Annotated in this window: 14 protein-coding genes; 8 read left to right on the forward strand and 6 right to left on the reverse strand. The window is 73.4% G+C overall.

The features are described 5' to 3' along the window. Positions 1-179: 179 nt before the first annotated feature. Positions 180-2,897 carry a magnesium-translocating P-type ATPase gene (gene mgtA, locus ACIHAD_RS20650; RefSeq protein ID WP_397356118.1) on the forward strand — a complete coding sequence of 906 codons (2,718 nt, stop codon included), beginning with the start codon at positions 180-182 and terminating at the stop codon, positions 2,895-2,897. A gap of 23 nt (positions 2,898-2,920) precedes the next feature. Then, entirely contained in the window at positions 2,921-3,631 is a 711-nt protein-coding gene (locus ACIHAD_RS20655; RefSeq protein ID WP_397356119.1) for a universal stress protein, read from the forward strand. A gap of 12 nt (positions 3,632-3,643) precedes the next feature. Here the strand turns inward: ACIHAD_RS20655 and ACIHAD_RS20660 are convergent, their stop codons facing one another. Further along, positions 3,644-4,471, reverse strand: coding sequence for a universal stress protein (locus ACIHAD_RS20660; protein ID WP_397356120.1), 828 nt, complete (start codon positions 4,469-4,471; stop codon positions 3,644-3,646). 31 nt (positions 4,472-4,502) lie between these two features. Beyond that, the gene (locus tag ACIHAD_RS20665) at positions 4,503-5,408 is read right to left on the reverse strand and encodes a universal stress protein (protein WP_397356121.1); all 906 of its coding nucleotides are present in this window, start codon (positions 5,406-5,408) and stop codon (positions 4,503-4,505) included. Between the two features lie 213 nt (positions 5,409-5,621). On the opposite strand from ACIHAD_RS20665, the gene ACIHAD_RS20670 reads away from it, so the two are divergent. The 3 genes from ACIHAD_RS20670 to ACIHAD_RS20680 all read left to right on the forward strand — a co-directional run bounded on the left by ACIHAD_RS20670 (position 5,622) and on the right by ACIHAD_RS20680 (position 8,506). Beyond that, positions 5,622-6,479: a universal stress protein gene (locus tag ACIHAD_RS20670; protein WP_397356122.1), complete on the forward strand. Its 858-nt coding sequence runs from the start codon at positions 5,622-5,624 to the stop codon at positions 6,477-6,479. Continuing rightward, a complete protein-coding gene (locus tag ACIHAD_RS20675; protein WP_397356123.1) occupies positions 6,467-7,312 on the forward strand; it encodes a universal stress protein in 846 nt (281 codons plus the stop codon). Before ACIHAD_RS20670 ends, ACIHAD_RS20675 begins: the two co-directional genes overlap by 13 nt. Before the next feature lie 69 nt (positions 7,313-7,381). After that, a complete protein-coding gene (locus tag ACIHAD_RS20680) occupies positions 7,382-8,506 on the forward strand; it encodes a M50 family metallopeptidase (RefSeq protein WP_397356124.1) in 1,125 nt (374 codons plus the stop codon). Between the two features lie 15 nt (positions 8,507-8,521). Here ACIHAD_RS20680 and ACIHAD_RS20685 read toward each other — a convergent pair whose 3' ends face one another. Continuing rightward, on the reverse strand, positions 8,522-11,443 hold the full coding sequence (locus tag ACIHAD_RS20685; RefSeq protein ID WP_397356126.1) for a pyridoxamine 5'-phosphate oxidase family protein: 2,922 nt from the start codon (positions 11,441-11,443) through the stop codon (positions 8,522-8,524). Then, positions 11,440-11,565, reverse strand: a complete 126-nt coding sequence (locus ACIHAD_RS20690; RefSeq protein ID WP_397356127.1) for a hypothetical protein — start codon at positions 11,563-11,565, stop codon at positions 11,440-11,442. The genes ACIHAD_RS20685 and ACIHAD_RS20690 overlap by 4 nt, the downstream gene beginning before the upstream one ends. Positions 11,566-11,672: 107 nt before the next feature. On the opposite strand from ACIHAD_RS20690, the gene ACIHAD_RS20695 reads away from it, so the two are divergent. The 3 genes from ACIHAD_RS20695 to pta all read left to right on the forward strand — a co-directional run bounded on the left by ACIHAD_RS20695 (position 11,673) and on the right by pta (position 15,430). Continuing rightward, positions 11,673-12,647 carry an Acg family FMN-binding oxidoreductase gene (locus tag ACIHAD_RS20695; protein WP_397356128.1) on the forward strand — a complete coding sequence of 325 codons (975 nt, stop codon included), beginning with the start codon at positions 11,673-11,675 and terminating at the stop codon, positions 12,645-12,647. Between the two features lie 112 nt (positions 12,648-12,759). After that, complete coding sequence (locus ACIHAD_RS20700; RefSeq protein WP_397356129.1) at positions 12,760-13,287, forward strand: hypothetical protein; 528 nt, start codon at positions 12,760-12,762, stop codon at positions 13,285-13,287. Positions 13,288-13,369: 82 nt separating this feature from the next. Then, positions 13,370-15,430, forward strand: coding sequence for a phosphate acetyltransferase (gene pta / locus ACIHAD_RS20705; RefSeq protein ID WP_397356130.1), 2,061 nt, complete (start codon positions 13,370-13,372; stop codon positions 15,428-15,430). Here pta and ACIHAD_RS20710 read toward each other — a convergent pair. Both ACIHAD_RS20710 and ACIHAD_RS20715 read right to left on the reverse strand, forming a co-directional pair. Next, complete coding sequence (locus ACIHAD_RS20710) at positions 15,416-16,264, reverse strand: sulfite exporter TauE/SafE family protein (protein WP_397356131.1); 849 nt, start codon at positions 16,262-16,264, stop codon at positions 15,416-15,418. The genes pta and ACIHAD_RS20710 overlap by 15 nt on opposite strands. Next, a complete protein-coding gene (locus ACIHAD_RS20715; protein WP_397356132.1) occupies positions 16,261-16,830 on the reverse strand; it encodes a rhodanese-like domain-containing protein in 570 nt (189 codons plus the stop codon). The genes ACIHAD_RS20710 and ACIHAD_RS20715 overlap by 4 nt, the downstream gene beginning before the upstream one ends. Positions 16,831-16,848 lie beyond the last annotated feature (18 nt).

Raw genomic sequence — 16,848 nt, forward strand, 5'->3', positions numbered from 1 at the left:
CCTTCGGCTCTGCGGGCGGCGGCGGGAGGCCGGGTCTCGTCGTCCGGCCGGGGGCTGACGGCACGCCGGCGCGTTGGCGTGGGCGTTGGGCGGCTTTGCCTTCGTCTTGGGTGAGGGGCTGGTAACCAGAACGAGGAGGGGACCGAGCGGGAAGGCCGGGACGTGCGACGGACAGTGACATGACCGGACAGGACGCGCTGGACGTCACGGTCGCGGCCGGACTGCCGGTCGAGGAGGTCGTGGCCCGGCTGGGCGGCACGAGCGGCGGCCTGAGCCAGGCCGAGGTGGAGCACCGCCTGGCCGCGGTGGGGGCCAACTCCCTGCGCACCCACAGGGCCCGGCGCCTCGCGGTGCTGGCCCGCCAACTGCGCTCGCCCCTGCTGATCCTCCTGGCCGTCACCGCCGCCGCGTCGTTCTTCCTCGGCGAGTCGTCGGACGCGCTGATCATCGGCGTGATCCTGGCGGTCTCGGTCGGACTGGGCTTCTTCAACGAGTACCGGGCGGAGAAGGCCGCCGAAGCGCTGCACACCCAGATCCGGCACCGCTGCCTGGCTCTGCGGGACGGCCGTCCCCGGCTGGTGGACGTGGTCACGCTGGTCCCGGGCGACGTCGTCACGCTGCGGCTGGGCGACATCGTCCCGGCCGATCTGCGGCTGATCTCGACGGCGGGGCTGGAGTGCGAGGAGTCGGTGCTGACGGGCGAGTCGCTGCCCGTGGCCAAGGCCGTCCAGCCCGTCGGCCCGGACCTCCCGCTGGCCGAGCTGGCCAGTTGCGCGCTGATGGGCACCGTCGTGCACGCCGGGTCGGGCACCGGCGTGGTGGTGGCCACCGCCGGACGGACCGAGTTCGGGCGCATCGCGCTCCAGCTCGGCGACCGCCATCCGGACACCGAGTTCCAGATCGGGCTGCGCAAGTTCTCCATGCTGCTGGTCCGCGTCGCCGCCGCGCTCACCGCCGGGATCTTCGTCATCAACCTCGTCCTGCACCGCCCGGTGCTGGACGCGCTGCTGTTCTCGCTGGCGATCGCCGTGGGCATCTCCCCCCAGCTCCTGCCCGCCGTGGTCTCGACCAGCCTGGCCGCCGGCACCCACCGGCTGGCCCAGCACAGGGTGCTGGTCAAACGGCTGGTCTGCATCGAGGACCTGGGCGACATCGACGTGCTGTTCACCGACAAGACCGGAACCCTGACCGAGGGCCGGATCAGCTTCATGCGCTCGCTCGGGCCGGACGGCCGGCCCGACGACCAGGTGCTGGAGCTCGGCCTGGTGTGCAACGAGGCCGTCGTCGACGACCAGGACGGGGAGGCGGGCCGGGCGGCGAGCGGCAACCCCCTGGACCTCGCCCTGTGGGACGCGCCCGCCGCCTCCGCCCTGCGGGCCGGGCTGACCTGCCGGCGCCTGGCCGTCGTGCCCTTCGACCACGAACGGAGGGCGGCCTCGGTCCTGGTCGAGGACGACGACGGCCGGATGATCGTCACCAAGGGCGCCCCGGAGGCCGTGCTGGCGCGCTGCGCCGCCATCACCGACCGGGCCAGGGCCATGCTGGAGGCCGAGTTCGCCGCGGGCAACCGCGTGGTCGCGGTCGCCACCCGCCGGCTGTCCGGCGCCGCCGCCGGTCAGACGACCCTCACCCCGGCCGAGGAGCACGACCTCACCTTCCGCGGCCTGCTGGTCTTCCTCGACCCGCCCAAGGCCAGCGCCTCTCAGGCGCTGGAACGCCTGGCCCGGCTCGGCGTCACCGTCAAGGTCCTCACCGGCGACAACCCCGCGGTCGCGGCCAAGCTGTGCGCCGATCTCGGCCTGACCGGCGGCCGGGTGCTGACCGGGCAGGACGTCGACGGCGCCGACGACGCCCGGCTGACCGCGCTCATCGAACAGGCCGTCGTGTTCGCCCGCGTCAGCCCCGAGCACAAGGCGCGGATCGTGCGCGCCCAGCGGCGCAGCGGCCTGGACGTGGCCTTCCTCGGCGACGGCGTCAACGACGCCCTCGCGCTGCACGCCGCCGACGTGGGCATCTCCGTCGACGCGGCCACCGACGTCGCCAAGGACGCCGCCGACGTGCTGCTGCTGGAGAAGAACCTCGACATCCTGGCCGACGGCGTCACCCAGGGCCGGCAGATCTTCGCCAACACCATGAAGTACGTCCTCATGGGCACCTCCAGCAACTTCGGCAACATGTTCTCCGCCGCCGCCGCTTCGGCGTTCCTGCCGTTCCTGCCGATGTTGCCCTCCCAGATCCTGCTCAACAACCTGCTCTACGACTCCAGCCAGCTCGCCATCCCCACCGACAACGTCGATCCCGAGCAACTGCGGCGCCCGTCCCGCTGGGACGTGTCGTTGATCCGGCGGTTCATGCTGTTCTTCGGCCCGATCAGCTCGCTGTTCGACTTCGCCACCTTCGCGGTCATGCTCGGCGTCTTCCACGCCGGGCCGCCGCTGTTCCGCACCGGCTGGTTCGTCGAGTCCCTGGCCACCCAGGTGCTGGTGGTCTTCGCCATCCGGACCAGGCGCGTGCCGTTCTTCCGCAGCCGTCCGAGCGTCCCCCTGCTGATGGCTGCCCTCGGTGTCGTGGCACTCGGCGCGGTCCTCCCCGCCACCCCGCTCGCCGCCGTCCTGGGCTTCCAGCCGCTGCCCGGCCCCTTCTTCCTCGCGCTGGGCCTGATGGTGGCCGCCTACCTGGCGCTCATCGAGCTCGGCAAGCGCCGCTTCTACCGGGCCGCCCCGGTGCCTCTCGCCGGTGGCGGGCGTACCGCCGCCCATCGCACGCACCGCAGAGCCCATCGTTTCAGCACGGCCGGCGCCGGCCCCGCACGGCCGGAAAGGGAGGACCAAGGTCCCGTCAAGAAGGGCCGGTCCCCCCTGGGCGGCCGGCCTCCGGGGGCCGAGGCTGAGCCCTAGGGACGTCTGAAGGGATCGCGGACATGGATCGCATCGTGCTCGGCTACGACGGCTCGGACTTCTCCGTGCAGGCCCTGGACTGGGCGCTGGACGAGGCCGAGCTCAGGAACCTGCCCCTGACCGTCGTCCACGCCTGGCAGTGGCCGTACGGCGAGGCGGACGAGGAGGCCAAGGCCCACCTGCGCAAGGCGGCCGAGCACGTCCTGTGGCACGGCGCCGACTGCGCCCGCTCCACCAGCTCGGGCGTCCGCGTGGAGACCGACCTGTACGAGGGACCGGCCGCCCAGCGCCTCGTGGAGCTCTCCGGCCGGGCCACGCTCCTCGTGGTCGGCTCCCGGGGGCTGAGCGCGCTGCCCAGGGTGGTGGTCGGCTCGGTGGCCGGGTACGTCGCCGCCCACGCTGAGTGCCCGGTGATCGTCGTACGCGGTCCTGGACCGCTGCCCAAGGCCACCCGGCCGGGCCCGGTCGTCCTGGCCGAGCGGGAGCCCGACGCCGCGGTCATCGAGTTCGCGTTCGCCGAGGCGGCCATGCGCGGGCTGTCCCTGGCCGCCTCCGCCGACCTGGGGGAGTGGCCGGCACGCCATCCGGAGGTCCGGCTTGAGCGGGGCGACGCCCACGAGCGGGCCACCCTCGTCGTCGTGGGCCGGACACGGGCCGCGCATCTCGGCACCGCGAGCTCCCTGCCGCAACACGCGCCCTGCCCGGTCGCGGTGGTGCCGGGGAACCACCCCTGACGCCCCCGCGCGTCACCCGGACGCGGGCGGGACCACGGCCACCGGGCACACCGCGTGGTGCAGCACGCCGTGACTGACCGATCCCAGCAGCGCCGAGGCGAACCCGCCCAGCCCGCGCGAGCCCACCACGACCAGGTCGGCCGTGGACGAGGCGTTCCTGAGCGCGGCCACGGGATGGTCGCACCGCTGGTCGTCGACGATCCGCGCGCCGGGGTTCGCCTCCCGCCAGGGAGCCACCTCATGGGCGGCGACCCGGGCCTTGTCCTGGAAGCCCTCGCTCAGCATGTCGTAGGCGGCCGCGTACGACGACAGGATCGGCGGCTGCCAGGCGAAGAGCACCAGGAGCTCGGCGTCCTGGGCGCGCGCCTGCGTCAGGGCGTACTCCATGGCCGTACGGGAGTGCGGTCCGTCGTACCCGACCACGATCCGGCCGTGCCGCACGGTGGCGGCCTCGCGGACGACGACGACCGGCCCCGCGGCGTGCCCGGCCAGCGCCAGGCTGGTGGAGCCGAGCACCATGCCGGCGAAGCCGCCCAGCCCTCTGCTGCCCACCACCAGGCTGTCGGCCTCGGCCGACTCCCGCACCAGGTCGGCCACCACCGGGCCCGGCAGCATGTCCGTGCCGATCCCGATGCCGGGCGCCAGGGCGCGCGCCCGGTCGGCCGCCGCCTCCAGCATCCCGGCGCAGTACTCGACGATCCCGGCGTCGCGCGACCACTGCTCGCACACGTGGACCAGGCGCAGGTCGAGCGAGCGTCTGAGGGCGTCCGCGGCGGCCCACTCGACCGCCGCCAGTGAAGGCGGCGACCCGTCCACGCCTGCGACGATCCGTCCGGCCATCTCGTCTCTCCCTTGCGTCATCCCGGCTGTGTCATCCCGGTGGCAGCCGCGGGCTCAGGACGGTCCCGGGGGCCACCGCGACCGGGCACCTGGCCTCCAGCAGCGCGGCCTGCGTCACCGCTCCGAGGAGCAGGCAGGGCGGGGACTCGTTCCCCCGGTTGCCGAGCACGAGGAGCGTGGCGTCCTTGGAGGCGTCCACCAGGACGCGCTGGGGGCGTTCGGTCAGGAACTCGGTGACCACCGTCACCTCGGGGCGCCTGCGGGCCAGGTGGGAGACGACCTCACGGAAGCGGTTCTCCGCGCCTCGGCGCAGCGCGTGCGAGTCCACGAAGGGCAGCGGCTCCTGCCAGGACGACGATCCGCAGTCCGCCCAGCAGCACAGGGCGGTCACGGTGCCCTCGCGCAGGGCGGCCTCGTCCAGGGCGAGGTCGAAGGCCGCCAGGCTGGCGGGTGAGCCGTCGAGGCCGACCACGACCCTGACGTCCTGGCTGGTGGGCGGGTGGAGAGGCGGTCGTACGACCACGACCGGCGTGACGCTGTGCGCGGGCACCTGGACGGCGGCCGATCCCACCTGAAGGCCCTCGAACCCGCCCTGCCCGCGAGAGCCGAGCACGGTCAGCTCGGCGTCCCGCGCGGCCTCCAGCAGCACCGCCGAGGGCGTGCCCCGCCCCAGGAGCGGCTGGACGTCCAGCTCCGGGGCCAGTTCCCTGGCCCGCCGGACGCCCTCGTCCACGACGCCGAGTGCCACCGGCTCGATGTGCTCCATGATCTCCTGGGCGACGGGCCTGGGGGCGTAGGGCCAGTGCAGGGCGTGGCACACGAGGACGGACAGTCCGCGCAGCCGCGCGTCGGCGACCGCCCAGTGCAACGCGTGCCGGCTCTCGATCGAGTCGTCGTAGCCGACGAGCACGGGCCGGCCGGCGTGTTCGTCGATCAATGCCGCCTCCGGGTGAGGAATCGTCCGGTTACCTGCTTACCTGCGCGGATGAGCCTTCCCGCGTCCGGGGCGAAGAGCCCCACAGGGGAGGAAACTCTTGGTCTGGCCTGCTTGCCCGTCGTGCGGAGCGTTCCGAAACTTGGCGTCTTTTGGGGGTGTTTGCTGCTTTCTGTCCCCTTTAGCGGGAATGTGGAAATCGAGGGCGAAGGAGGGATGATGCGCGGACGGATCGTGGCCGCGGTGGACGGCTCCGCGTCATCGACCGCCGCGGTGGAATGGGCCGCCGGCGACGCCCAGCGCAGAAGGCTTCCGCTACGCATCGTGCACGTGTGCGAACAGTGGGCGCTCGGCATCGACAGCGCGCGGTACTGCGCGGGCGCGCTGGAGGCCGCCGCCGACAGGGCCCGCGCCATCAGCGGGGACGTCGAGGTCGTCGCCGAGATGCTGGCGGGCAACGTGATCGACGCGCTGATCCTCGAATCGGCCTCCGCCGACAGTCTGGTGCTGGGCAGCAGGGGCATGGGCGGGTTCGCCGGCATGGTGCTCGGGTCGGTGGGCGGGGCCGTGGCCGGGCACGCCGCGGGGACCGTGGTGATCGTCCGCGGGGTCGTCGCCGTCCGGCACGATCTGGTGGTGGCCGGTGACGACGGCTCGGCGGGGTCGCGGCAGGCCATGGCGTACGCCGTCGAGCAGGCCCGTGCGCGCCACGCCCGCCTGCACGTGGTCTACGCCTGGCAGGCGCCGGCGGTCTCGCCGTACTGGGCGGCCTACAGCCACCTGCTGGCCGACTCCTTCCAGGAGGAGGCGAGGGCGGCCCGCGCGCGGGTGACCCCGTGGCGGAACGAGAACCCCGACGTCGTGATCACCGACGAGCAGGTGCGCGGCCATCCGGTGGCCGCGCTCACCGAGGCGACCGCCGCCGCGGACCTCGTCGTGGTCGGCTCGCGCGGACGGGGCGGCTTCTCCTCCGCGGTGCTCGGCTCGGTCAGCCACGGGGTGCTGCACCACGCGGCCTGCCCGGTGGCGGTGGTACGGCCGCATGCGGACGAGGGGGTCTCTTGGCCGGTCTGATCGTGGTGGGTGCCGACGGTTCGGCCCCCGGGTCCGCGGCGGTCGAATGGGCCGCCGACGACGCGGCGCGCACCGGCGCGGAGCTGCGCATCGTGCACGCCCTGGACCGGCAGCCGTACGCCGTCACCAGGTTCCCCGACTACGGCCAGGGCAACTACCTGCTGATGGCGGCCTCCAGGGTGCTGGAGGCCGCGACAGCGGTCGCGCGCGCCCGGCAGCCGTCGCTCCGGACGCGCGCCGAGGTCGTCGAGGGGGCGCCCGCGGCCGTCCTCCAGGAGCAGGCGCGGCAGGCGGACGAGCTGGTCATCGGCAACCGGGGGCTGGGCGGGTTCGCCGGAGCCCTGCTCGGGTCGGTGACCATGCACGTCGCCGGGCACGTCGCCTGCCCGGTCGTGGTGGTGCGCGCCGACGGGCGGGAGCCGGTCGGCGAGATCGGGGTCGGCATCGACGACTCCGGCACCTGCGAGCCGGCGATCGGCTACGCCTTCGAGCAGGCCAGGTCGCGCGGCGCCACGCTCCGCCTGATCCACGCCTGGCAACTGCCCGTGCACGCCTTCGCCCCCGAGATCGCCTACGACCTGGACGACGTCCGGGCCGCCCAGCACGAGGTGGTCCGCGGCCGGACCGCCGGATGGAGGGAGAGATGTCCCGAGGTGAACGTGATCGAGGACGTCCAGAGCGCGCACCCGGTCGAGGCGCTCACCGGCGCCCCGTGCGATCTGGTCGTGGTCGGCTCCCACGGGCGCGGCACATTCGGTTCGCTGCTCCTCGGCTCGATCAGCAGGGGAGTGCTGCACCATGCCCGCTGTCCCGTCGCGGTGGTCCGTCCCTGAAGGCCCTGCCGGCGGGGCTTGGGGGAACGTCCCTGGTCAGGAGGGCATAGAAGCGTGCAAGCTGGAAGTATGAGGCAAACCCTGCGCTTCGGACGGGTGGCCGGAATACCCGTCGGCGCTCACTGGTCGGCGTTGGGCATCGTCGCGCTCGTGGTGGTGGCCTTGGGCTCGGGAGTCCTGGCCACAGCCGCCCCGGGCGCGGGCAGGACGGCGTACTGGGTGGCCGGAGTGGTCATCGGGCTGCTGCTCATGGCGTCCCTGCTCGCGCACGAACTGGCGCACGCGCTCACGGCCAAGCGGTGCGGCATGGAGGTGGAGAGCGTCACGCTCTGGGCGCTGGGAGGCGTCACGGAGTTCCGCGACGAGGCGAGGACGCCCGCGGGCGAGGTGGCGACGGCGGCCGCGGGCCCCGCCGCGAGCCTGCTGCTCTCCGGCCTGGCCTTCGCCGTCGCGGCGGTGCTGCCGCCGGGCGTACCCAGGGCCGCCGCGGCGTGGCTGGCCATGATGAACCTGATCCTGGGCGTGTTCAACCTGCTGCCGGGCAGCCCGCTCGACGGCGGGAGGGTGCTGCACGGGCTGCTGTGGAGCCGCTACGGAGATCGGGCCCGCGCCGACGCGGGCGCCGCGAGATCCGGTTACGGGATCGGTCTCGCCCTGACCTTCGCCGGGTTCATGGTGATCTGGGTGTGGAGCCCGCTGGGCGGGATGTGGCTGGTGATCACCGGCTGGTACATCGCGGGCGCCGCCCGCAGCGAGATCCTGAGCAGGACGGCCCGGCGCGGACTCGGCGGCGTGTCGGTGCGGGACGTCATGACGGCCACGCCGGACCTGGCGCCCGCGTGGCTGACCGTGCAGGGGCTGGTCGACACGGTGGTGCTCGGCTCCCACCAGTCGGTCTTCCCCGTCGTGGGGTTCGACGGCGCTCCGCTGGGCGTGGTGTCGCTGGAGTCCCTTCTCGCCGTGCCCGCAGAACGCAGAGCGGACACCAGGGTGGAGGCCCTGGTCATGGGCCAGAAACCGCCGCGCGTCCTGTCGCCGGACGACGACGCCGCCGCCCTGCTGGAGCGTCCCTCGCGGACGGGCGGCCTGCGGGCCGTGGTCGTCGAGGGCGGGCTGGTCACCGGCATGATCACGGACGCGGACCTCGGCAGGACGCTGCAACAGGCGCTGCTGCGGCCCGCCGCGCCCGTGTGACGCCGGCCGCCGCCCTCACAGGCCGTGCACGCGGCGGCCCGTGACCTGGTGCGGGACGATCCGGATGTACAGATGGCGCTCCCCGCCGGCCCAGGGCGTGACGCCCGCCTCGGCCAGCTTGGCGACCTCGTCCTCGGGCACGTGGTGGGCGGGGCCCTGGATAAGGACGCTCCAGCCCTCCTTGCGCACCTCGTCGATGCGGTCCACCTGGAAGCCGATCATGATGTCCACGCCCTCCAGGCCGGTGCGCAGGTCCTGGTCCATGGGGCCGCCGCGGGCGGTCCTGAACAGCACGGCGCCGTCGTGCAGCCGGTAGTTGACGGGCAGCACCGTGGGCCCGTGGGAGCCGTTGAACGCGATCCGCCCGATGCCGCCCGGCGCGACCAGGCGCAGGCACTCCTCGGCGTCCAGGACCTCCAGGACCGGCTCGTCCGGGCCCGCGCCGGGCCCCGGCGGGCGGTCGCGCCCGCCGCCGAGCAGGTCCTGCGGGGTCGTCTCCAGGGCGGTGGCCAGGCGGGTCACCGTGTTCCTGTCGGGGATGCCGAGGTGGCCCTCCAGGTACGTGACATAGCCCGGGGACATGTCGGCGCGGTCGGCGAGCTGGTCGATCGTGAGGCCGAGCCGGTCGCGGTGGTAGGTCACCCGGCGTCCGAAGTCACCACTGTTCGTCATGATCATCTCCTTCTCCGTGAGGACGAGGCCGACACCGCCCGGCACGGGGACACCGTCGACCCGCGTGCTCTCGTGGTCGGCCTCGACGGTGATCCGGCGCCCGCGGAACAGGACCGGCAACGACAGCGTGCCCAGCCGTCCGGGCACCAGCGGGTTGAGCAGCAGCCCGTCGGGCCTCGGCTCCAGGCCCAGGTAGCAGCGTTGCAACATGTCCACGGTCCCGGCCATGGCGCCCAGGTGGACGCCCTCCGCGGTGGTACCCCCCTGGACGTCGTGCACGTCGCCGAGCAGCGCCTCGGCGAAGAACTGCCAGGAGCGCGCCCGGTCGCAGCGCGACAACACCCAGGCGTGGACGACGGCGCTGAGGGTGGAGCCGTGGCTGGTGCGGTCGAGGTAGTAGCCGATCGTGCGCGGGATCAGGCCGGGGTCGGCCGGGTAGCCGAGCCGGTCCAGGATCGCCAGCAGCTCGTCGGCGCTGAGCAGGTAGAACAACATCAGCGTGTCGGCCTGCTTGGACGCCTTGTAGCGGTTCACGTCGTCGCCGTCGGCTTCGAGGGCCCGGTCGAGGCGGCGCACGCCCGCGTACCGCTCCCAGTCGAGCTCGGCGAGGTCGGCGTAACCGGTGAACTGGCTGATGACGCCGTCGTGGAAGTCCACCCGCATGCGGCGGGTGATGTCCTGCCAGCGCGCCGCCTCCCGCGCGTCCACAGCACCGATCTGGGAGCCGAGCTGCAGGGCGTGCCGCAGCAGCCAGACGGTCATGACGTTGGTGTAGGCGTTGTTGGCCAGGCCTGGTCCGGCGGCGCCGGGGTAGGCGGTGTGGTACTCGTCGGGGCCCATGACGCCGCGGATCTCGTACCGGCCGGAGCCGGGGTCGAGCACGGCCAGCGAGGCGAAGAACCGCGCGATGCCGATCATCAGGTCGGCGCACCACGACGGCATCGAGCCGGTGGCCAGGCGGTACTGCCACACGTTGTAGGCGACGGCGAGGCCGACGTGGCGCTGGAGGTGGGAGACGTCCGGCAGCCAGCGTCCGGAGTCGGGATTGAGGTGGAAGGTCTGGGTCTCCTCGCGGCCGTCGCTGCCGCTCTGCCAGGGGAACATCGCGCCGTCGTACCCGGCCGACCGGGCCGCCGCGCGGGCCTCGGGCAGGCGGCGCCACCGGTAGCGCAGCAGGCCGCGGGAGATCTCGGGGAAGCGCAGGTTGAGCCAGGGCAGGACGAACAGCTCGTCCCAGAACACGTGCCCCCGGTACGCCTCGCCGTGCAGCCCCCGCGCGGGCACCCCGGCGTCGAGGTCGGCGGTGTGCGGGGACAAGGTCTGGAGCAGGTGGAAGATGTGCAGGTGGACGATCTGCGACAGCTCCGGCCCGTCCACGTTGAGCTCGGCCCGATCCCACAGCCGCTCCCAGGCCGCGGCGTGCGCCTCCAGCAGCTCGGCGAAGCCCGGAGCCGTCCCCGCGCGCCGCAGGGCGGCCGACAGCGGGTCGTGCACGGCGGGGTCGCGCGAGGTCAGCAGGGCGACGACCTTCGTGAACGTCACCGGCGTGCCCTCGACGACCGTCAGCACGTGCTCGCTGGTGACGTGGTCGCGCTCCACGAAGACGCGGCCGGAGCCGGGGGCGGGGCCGTCGAGGCGGGCGGCGAGCGCGACGGTGACGCGGGAGGAGCGGGTGGTCGCGGTCAGCCAGGTCAGCTCGTCCTGGCGGCCCGTGGCGTGCTCCGTCAGGTGGTCGCCGCGCAGGTCGCGGTAGCGTTCGACGCCTTCGTTGGTGATGCGCCCGTCCAGCCCGGCGCGGACGCGGAGCGGCCCTGACCAGTTCTCCGCCGTGAAGGTCGTCTCCAGCGCGGCCAGGGAGGGATCGGCCATGGAGACCAGGCGGCGTTGCCGCACCCGGGTGACGCGGCCCTGCCCGTCCCGCCAGCGCAGCTCCCGCAGCAGCACCCCGTGGCGCAGGTCGAGCTCCTGGGTGTAGTCCGGCAGCTCGGCCAGCTCCGGGCCGAACCAGTCCTCGCCGGGCGTGGCGAAGGTCAGCGGCAGCCAATCGGGCAGGTTGACCAGGTCCTCGTTGACGACCGTCCGGCCGCCCGCTTCGGAGGCCAGACGGTCGTAGCAGCCCGCGTGGTAGGTGCCGGGCGTGCGGATCCGGCCGTCGGGCGTGGCGCCGCGGGTGGCGAAGCGGCCGTTGCCGAGGGTGCACAGCGCCTCGCGCAGCCCTTCCGAGGCCGGGGCGAAGCCCTCGTACGTGAGCGTCCACGGGTTCATCGCGACCCCACGGAGAGGTCGCGCGAGGCCGGCGAGGTGCGCACCCGCACCCCCCCGGTGCCGGGGACCACGGCCCGCAGCCGGTTCAGGTCGAGGACGGCCATGTCGATGACGCTACCCACCTGCCTCACCCCCCAGACAGGGCCCTTGGTCCTTTGATGGGGCGGGGCTGCTTCACTGAGGGTCACCGATGTGATGCGCTGTGCTCATCGTCTTCTGGAGGTGGACCATGAGCACGCGCTCGCCGAGGCAGGCCATGGACGCGGCGGTCGAGGCCGGCCGATGGGCTCCTTCCGTGCACAACACCCAGCCGTGGGTCTTCTCCGTCTCCGACGAGGAGATCGGGTTGAAGGCCGACACGGCCAGGAAACTGTCGGCCGGTGACGTGACGGGCCGGGAGCTGGTGATCAGTTGTGGCGCGGCGCTGTTCACGATGCGTACGGCGATGCGGTGTCAGGGGTTCGAGCCGGTCGTGCGGATCCTGCCCGATCCCGATCGGCCGGGGTTGCTGGCGACGATCAGGCCGGGGCGGGAGTGCGAGCCTGACGAGGTCACTCGGGTGCTGGGGGGTGAGATCGAGCGGCGTCACACGCATCGGGCGGGTTTCGCCGACGTCCCCGTACCTGATCGGCTGGTGGAGTCGCTGGTGATGGGGGCGATGGGCGAGGGGGCGAAGTTGACGCCCGTCCGGTCGGGGGAGGCGGTGGAGGTTCTGGCGGCGCTCACCCGGGCGGCGCAGGGTGTCCAGGCCCAGGATCAGCGGTTCAGCCTGGAGCTCGTCGCGTGGGCCAGGCCGCCGGGCAGCACCCGTGCCGACGGCGTGCCCGCCGGCAGTTATCCGGCGGAGGGCGCGCCGACGGAGGCGCAGTTCCCTCAGCGTCATTATTCGTGGCGGCACGGCTGGGGTTCGCCCGGCGGTCAGGAGGAGACGGCGACCGGGGTGGTGGCCGTGCTGACGACGCGGGCGGACGGCCGCGAGCAGTGGCTGGTCGCGGGGCAGGCGCTGCAACGGGTGCTGCTGCACGCCTCGGCGCACGGGGTGAGCGCCGCCTTCCACACGCAGGCTCTCGAGCTGGACCTGTTGCGCGAGTTCCTGCGTCTGGAGCTCTTCTCGGGCGAGTACCCACAAATGATCATGCGGCTCGGCGTCACCCACGAGGGCAAGGAGACGCCCCGGCGCCCGCTGTCCGACGTCCTGGAGTGAGAGGGACCAAGGTCCTTCCAGCGGGGGGCGTACGACACTGACCGCGAGCGGACGGAACCAGTGGAATGGAGGTGCGAACAAGGACGTACACCCCCTGAAAGGGAGGCCCGCCATGGCCACCACCATTCACCGCCCCGTGATGGACGTCGCCGCCGGCAAGGCGGCGCGCACCCCGGTCGACTACGTCTGGGCGGTCGCCCGGATCGCGATCGGCTGGATCTTCCTGTGGGCGTTCCTGGACAAGACGTTCGGCTGGGGCTTCGCGACCCCGGCGAACAAGGCGTGGCTGGCGGGCGGCAGCCCGACGACCGGCTTCCTCAAGGGCACCGGCGAGAACGCGCTCGGCGGCCTGTTCGCGAACCTGGCCGGTCAGGCGTGGGTGGACTGGCTGTTCATGGCCGGTCTCCTGGGCATCGGCCTGGCCCTGGTCCTGGGCGTCGGCACCCGGATCGCCGCCGTCACCGGAACCCTCATGCTGGCCCTGATGTGGGCCGCCGAACTCCCCCTGGCCACCAACCCCTTCCTGGACGAGCACATCATCTACGCCATCGTCCTCATCGGCCTGGCCCTGACCGGCGCCGGCGCCACCCTCGGACTCGGCAACCTGCCGATCGTCCGCCGCAACGCCTGGCTCAGGTAGCCGGACCCAGGCCACGGGCCCACCCCTCGGCGGGGTGGGCCCGTGGCATTTCGGACGTACTAGGACATCGAGAATGAGTGTCATGACACGTGCTGTGTATGTCGCCGCGGGTGAAGCGGGAAGCAACAAGGGGACCGTCGCCCTCGGACTGGTCGAGCTGCTGTCCCGGCAGGTGGGAACCGTGGGGGTGTTCCGGCCGGTGGTACGGGCCGGCCGCGAGGACGGCCTGATCAACACCATCCGCAGCCGGTTCCAGCTCGCCCTGCCCTACGAGGCGTGCGCGGGGGTCACCTACGACGAGGTGCACGCCGACGTCGAGCGGGCGGCGGGGGACGTCGTGGCCCGCTTCCGCGCGCTGGCCAGGCGGTGCGACGCGGTCGTGGTGGTCGGCACCGACTACACCGACGTGGGGGCGCCGACGGAGTTCGGGTTCAACGCCCGGCTGGCCGCCGACCTGGGCACACCCGTGATCAACGTGGTGAGCGGAAGGGGCCGGACGGCCGCCCGGATCGCCGCGGCGGTCGAGCTGTCGTCCAGGGAGCTGGCCCACCATCACGCCCAGGAGCTCGCGGTCGTGGTCACCCGGTCGGCCGGCGGGCCGCCCGCGATCAGCCATGCGACGCCGGTCTTCGTGCTGCCGGAGACCCCTTCGTTGCGCGCGCCGACGGTGGCCGACCTGCTGGACGCGTGCGAGGGCCGGTTCTTCCTCGGCGAGCGTGACGGGCTCGGCCGGGAGGCGAGCGCGCTGATGGTGGGCGCGATGTCGCTGCCCGGCATCCTGGAACGCCTCACCGAGGGCGCGGCGGTGATCATCCCGTCCGACCGGGCCGCCGCGCTGCTGCCCGGCCTGATCGCCGCGCACACGGCGCCGGGCTTCCCGTCCCTGTCGGCGGTGGTGCTCACCGGCGGCACGGACCTGCCCGACCCCGTGGAACGGCTGTTGCGCGGCATGGCGATCCCGCTGCCGGTGATCGCCACCGGTCACGACACCTTCGACACCGCGACCCGGCTCTCGGCCGTGGAGGGGCGGTTCACGCCCGAGGCGGGCGGGAAGATCGACGCGGCGCTGCGCCTGTTCGCCGCGCACGTGGACGGCCGGCTGCTGCTGGACCGGCTGGACATCGCCAAGACCGACGTCGTCACGCCGCTGATGTTCGAGTACGAGCTGCTGGACCGGGCACGCGCCCGGCGCCGGCACATCGTGCTGCCCGAGGGCGAGGAGCCACGCATCCTGCGCGCGGCCGACGTCCTGTTGCGCCGCGACGTGGCCGACCTCACCCTGCTCGGCGACGCCGGACGCATCAGGGTCCAGGCCGCCCAGCTCGGCCTGGACCTGGACGCGGCCAGGGTGCTCAGCCCGTTCGACCCGGAGCTGCGCGAGCGGTTCGCCCATGCCTACGCCGAGGCCAGGGCGCACAAGGGGATGACCGTCGAGCTGGCCCGCGACACCGTCACCGACGTCTCCTACTTCGGCACGCTGATGGTCCACACCGGCCTGGCCGACGGCATGGTCTCCGGCGCGGCGCACACCACGGCGCACACGATCAGGCCGGCGTTCGAGATCCTGCGGCTGGGGCTGGTCTCCAGCGTGTTCTTCATGTGCCTGGCCGACCGCGTCCTGGTGTACGGCGACTGCGCGGTCAACCCCGACCCGAGCGCCGGGCAGCTCGCCGACATCGCGATCGCCTCGGCCGGCACCGCGGCGATGTTCGGGGTCGAGCCGAGGATCGCGATGTTGTCGTACTCGACGGGCGCCTCGGGGGCGGGCGCGGAGGTCGACAAGGTGCGCGCCGCCACCGAGCTGGTCCGTGAGCGGCGTCCCGACCTCCAGGTGGAAGGGCCCATCCAGTACGACGCCGCGGTGGACCCCGCCGTCGCGCGGGCCAAGATGCCCGGCAGCCAGGTGGCCGGACACGCCACGGTCTTCGTGGTGCCCGACCTGAACACCGGCAACAACCTGTACAAGGCCGTCCAGCGCAGCGCGGGGGCGGTCGCGGTGGGGCCGGTGCTGCAAGGGCTGCGCAGGCCGGTCAACGACCTGTCCCGGGGCGCCACCGTGGCCGACATCGTCACCACCGTCGCGGTCACGGCCGCCCAGGTACGCGACGAACCGGCGTCCCCCGAACCGTCAGCCGGCGCCTGAGGCGCGCCACCGACGGGTGGCGAGGGCGGCGGCCAGTACGGCGACGAGCCCCGCCCACGTGGCCGGATGGCTCCAGACGGCGGTGTCCACCTGCTGCACGAGCACGAACACGCCCATGACGACGACGAACCAGCCGAACGCCGTGCGCAGCGCGTCCTGCGGGATGCGGCCCGCGAGCCGGCCGCCGGCCAGGCTGCCGAGCACCGCGGCCGCCGTCACGGTCAGGGCCAGGCGCCAGTCGATCGCCACGCCCGCCAGGTGCCCGGCGAGCCCGGCGAAGGACTTCATGGCGATGACGAGCAGCGAGGTGCCGACCGCGACGCCCATCGGCAGCCCGCCGAGCAGGGCGAGGGCCGGGACGACGAGGAACCCGCCGCCGGAGCCGACCAGCCCCGTCACGGCGCCGACGACGAGCCCCTCCACCGCGATGTGCTTCAGCGGCAGGTCGCCGTCGGCCGGCCGCGCCTTCTTCCGGCCCGGCCGAGGCCTGCGGAGCATCGCGACCGCCGTGGCCAGCATCATCAGGGCGAAGGCGACGAGCAGCGCCGTGCCGGGGACGTACTCGGCGAGGCGTCCGCCGCCGTACGCGCCGGCCATGCTGAACGCGCCGAAGAGCAGCCCGGTGCGCCAGCGGATCCGCCGTGCCCGCGCGTGCGGGACCAGCGCGGCCAGGCTGGTGACGCCGACCACGAACAGCGAGGTGGCGATCGCCTCCTTGGTGTCCTGCCCGGCCAGGTAGACCAGGATCGGCACGGTCAGGATCGACCCCCCGCCGCCGAGTACGCCGAGGCTGACGCCGACGAGCAGGGACGCCGCGACGATCAGGACGGTCACGGGGTGCTCCGCAGCTGCGCGATCACCGTGCGGATGTCGGGGCGCGGCCCGCGGTTGTAGGGCAGCCTGGACAGCAGGACGCCCATGGCACAGGAGTTGCTGACCGCCGCGTACGTCAGGCCGGCGCCGATCGCGGTGCCGATCAGGTGCGCGCCGGGCACGAAGATCCCGACGAGACCGGTGGCCAGGACGATCGACCCGGCCACGAGCCGGACCTGGCGCTCGATGTCCCACCGCTCGGGCCCCCGCTCCAGGGACGCGCCGGCCGTCTCCCACGCGACGATCCCGCCCTCCAGGACCCGCAGGTTCGGCAGGCCGGCCTCGGCGAGGGCCTGCCCGGCCTGGGCGGCACGGGCCCCGGAACGGCAGACGAGCACGACCTCCTCGTCGAGGTGGGCCAGGAGTTCGGCCCGGTGCTCGCGCAGGGTGTTCAGGGGCACGTTGTAGGAGCCCGCGATGTGCGACGTACGGAACTCGCCGGGCGTGCGCACGTCGAGCAGGCGGGGCGCCCGTCCTTCGGCGACGAGCCGCTGGAGCAGGGCGGGGGTGAGGGAGGAGGTGATCATGAGACTTTCCTTCAGGTT

This window comes from Nonomuraea sp. NPDC052265 (assembly GCF_044547985.1).
In the GTDB taxonomy this organism is placed as follows: domain Bacteria; phylum Actinomycetota; class Actinomycetes; order Streptosporangiales; family Streptosporangiaceae; genus Nonomuraea.

Bases quoted from the DNA above. Each gene is read 5' to 3' on its own strand.
- ACIHAD_RS20670 (WP_397356122.1), top strand. From the start codon at position 5,622: ATGATGCGCGGACGGATCGTGGCCGCGGTGGACGGCTCCGCGTCATCG.
- mgtA (WP_397356118.1), top strand. From the start codon at position 180: ATGACCGGACAGGACGCGCTGGACGTCACGGTCGCGGCCGGACTGCCG.
- ACIHAD_RS20700 (WP_397356129.1), top strand. From the start codon at position 12,760: ATGGCCACCACCATTCACCGCCCCGTGATGGACGTCGCCGCCGGCAAG.
- ACIHAD_RS20680 (WP_397356124.1), top strand. From the start codon at position 7,382: ATGAGGCAAACCCTGCGCTTCGGACGGGTGGCCGGAATACCCGTCGGC.
- ACIHAD_RS20715 (WP_397356132.1), bottom strand. From the start codon at position 16,830: ATGATCACCTCCTCCCTCACCCCCGCCCTGCTCCAGCGGCTCGTCGCC.
- ACIHAD_RS20660 (WP_397356120.1), bottom strand. From the start codon at position 4,471: ATGGCCGGACGGATCGTCGCAGGCGTGGACGGGTCGCCGCCTTCACTG.
- pta (WP_397356130.1), top strand. From the start codon at position 13,370: ATGACACGTGCTGTGTATGTCGCCGCGGGTGAAGCGGGAAGCAACAAG.
- ACIHAD_RS20695 (WP_397356128.1), top strand. From the start codon at position 11,673: ATGAGCACGCGCTCGCCGAGGCAGGCCATGGACGCGGCGGTCGAGGCC.
- ACIHAD_RS20685 (WP_397356126.1), bottom strand. From the start codon at position 11,443: ATGAACCCGTGGACGCTCACGTACGAGGGCTTCGCCCCGGCCTCGGAA.
- ACIHAD_RS20655 (WP_397356119.1), top strand. From the start codon at position 2,921: ATGGATCGCATCGTGCTCGGCTACGACGGCTCGGACTTCTCCGTGCAG.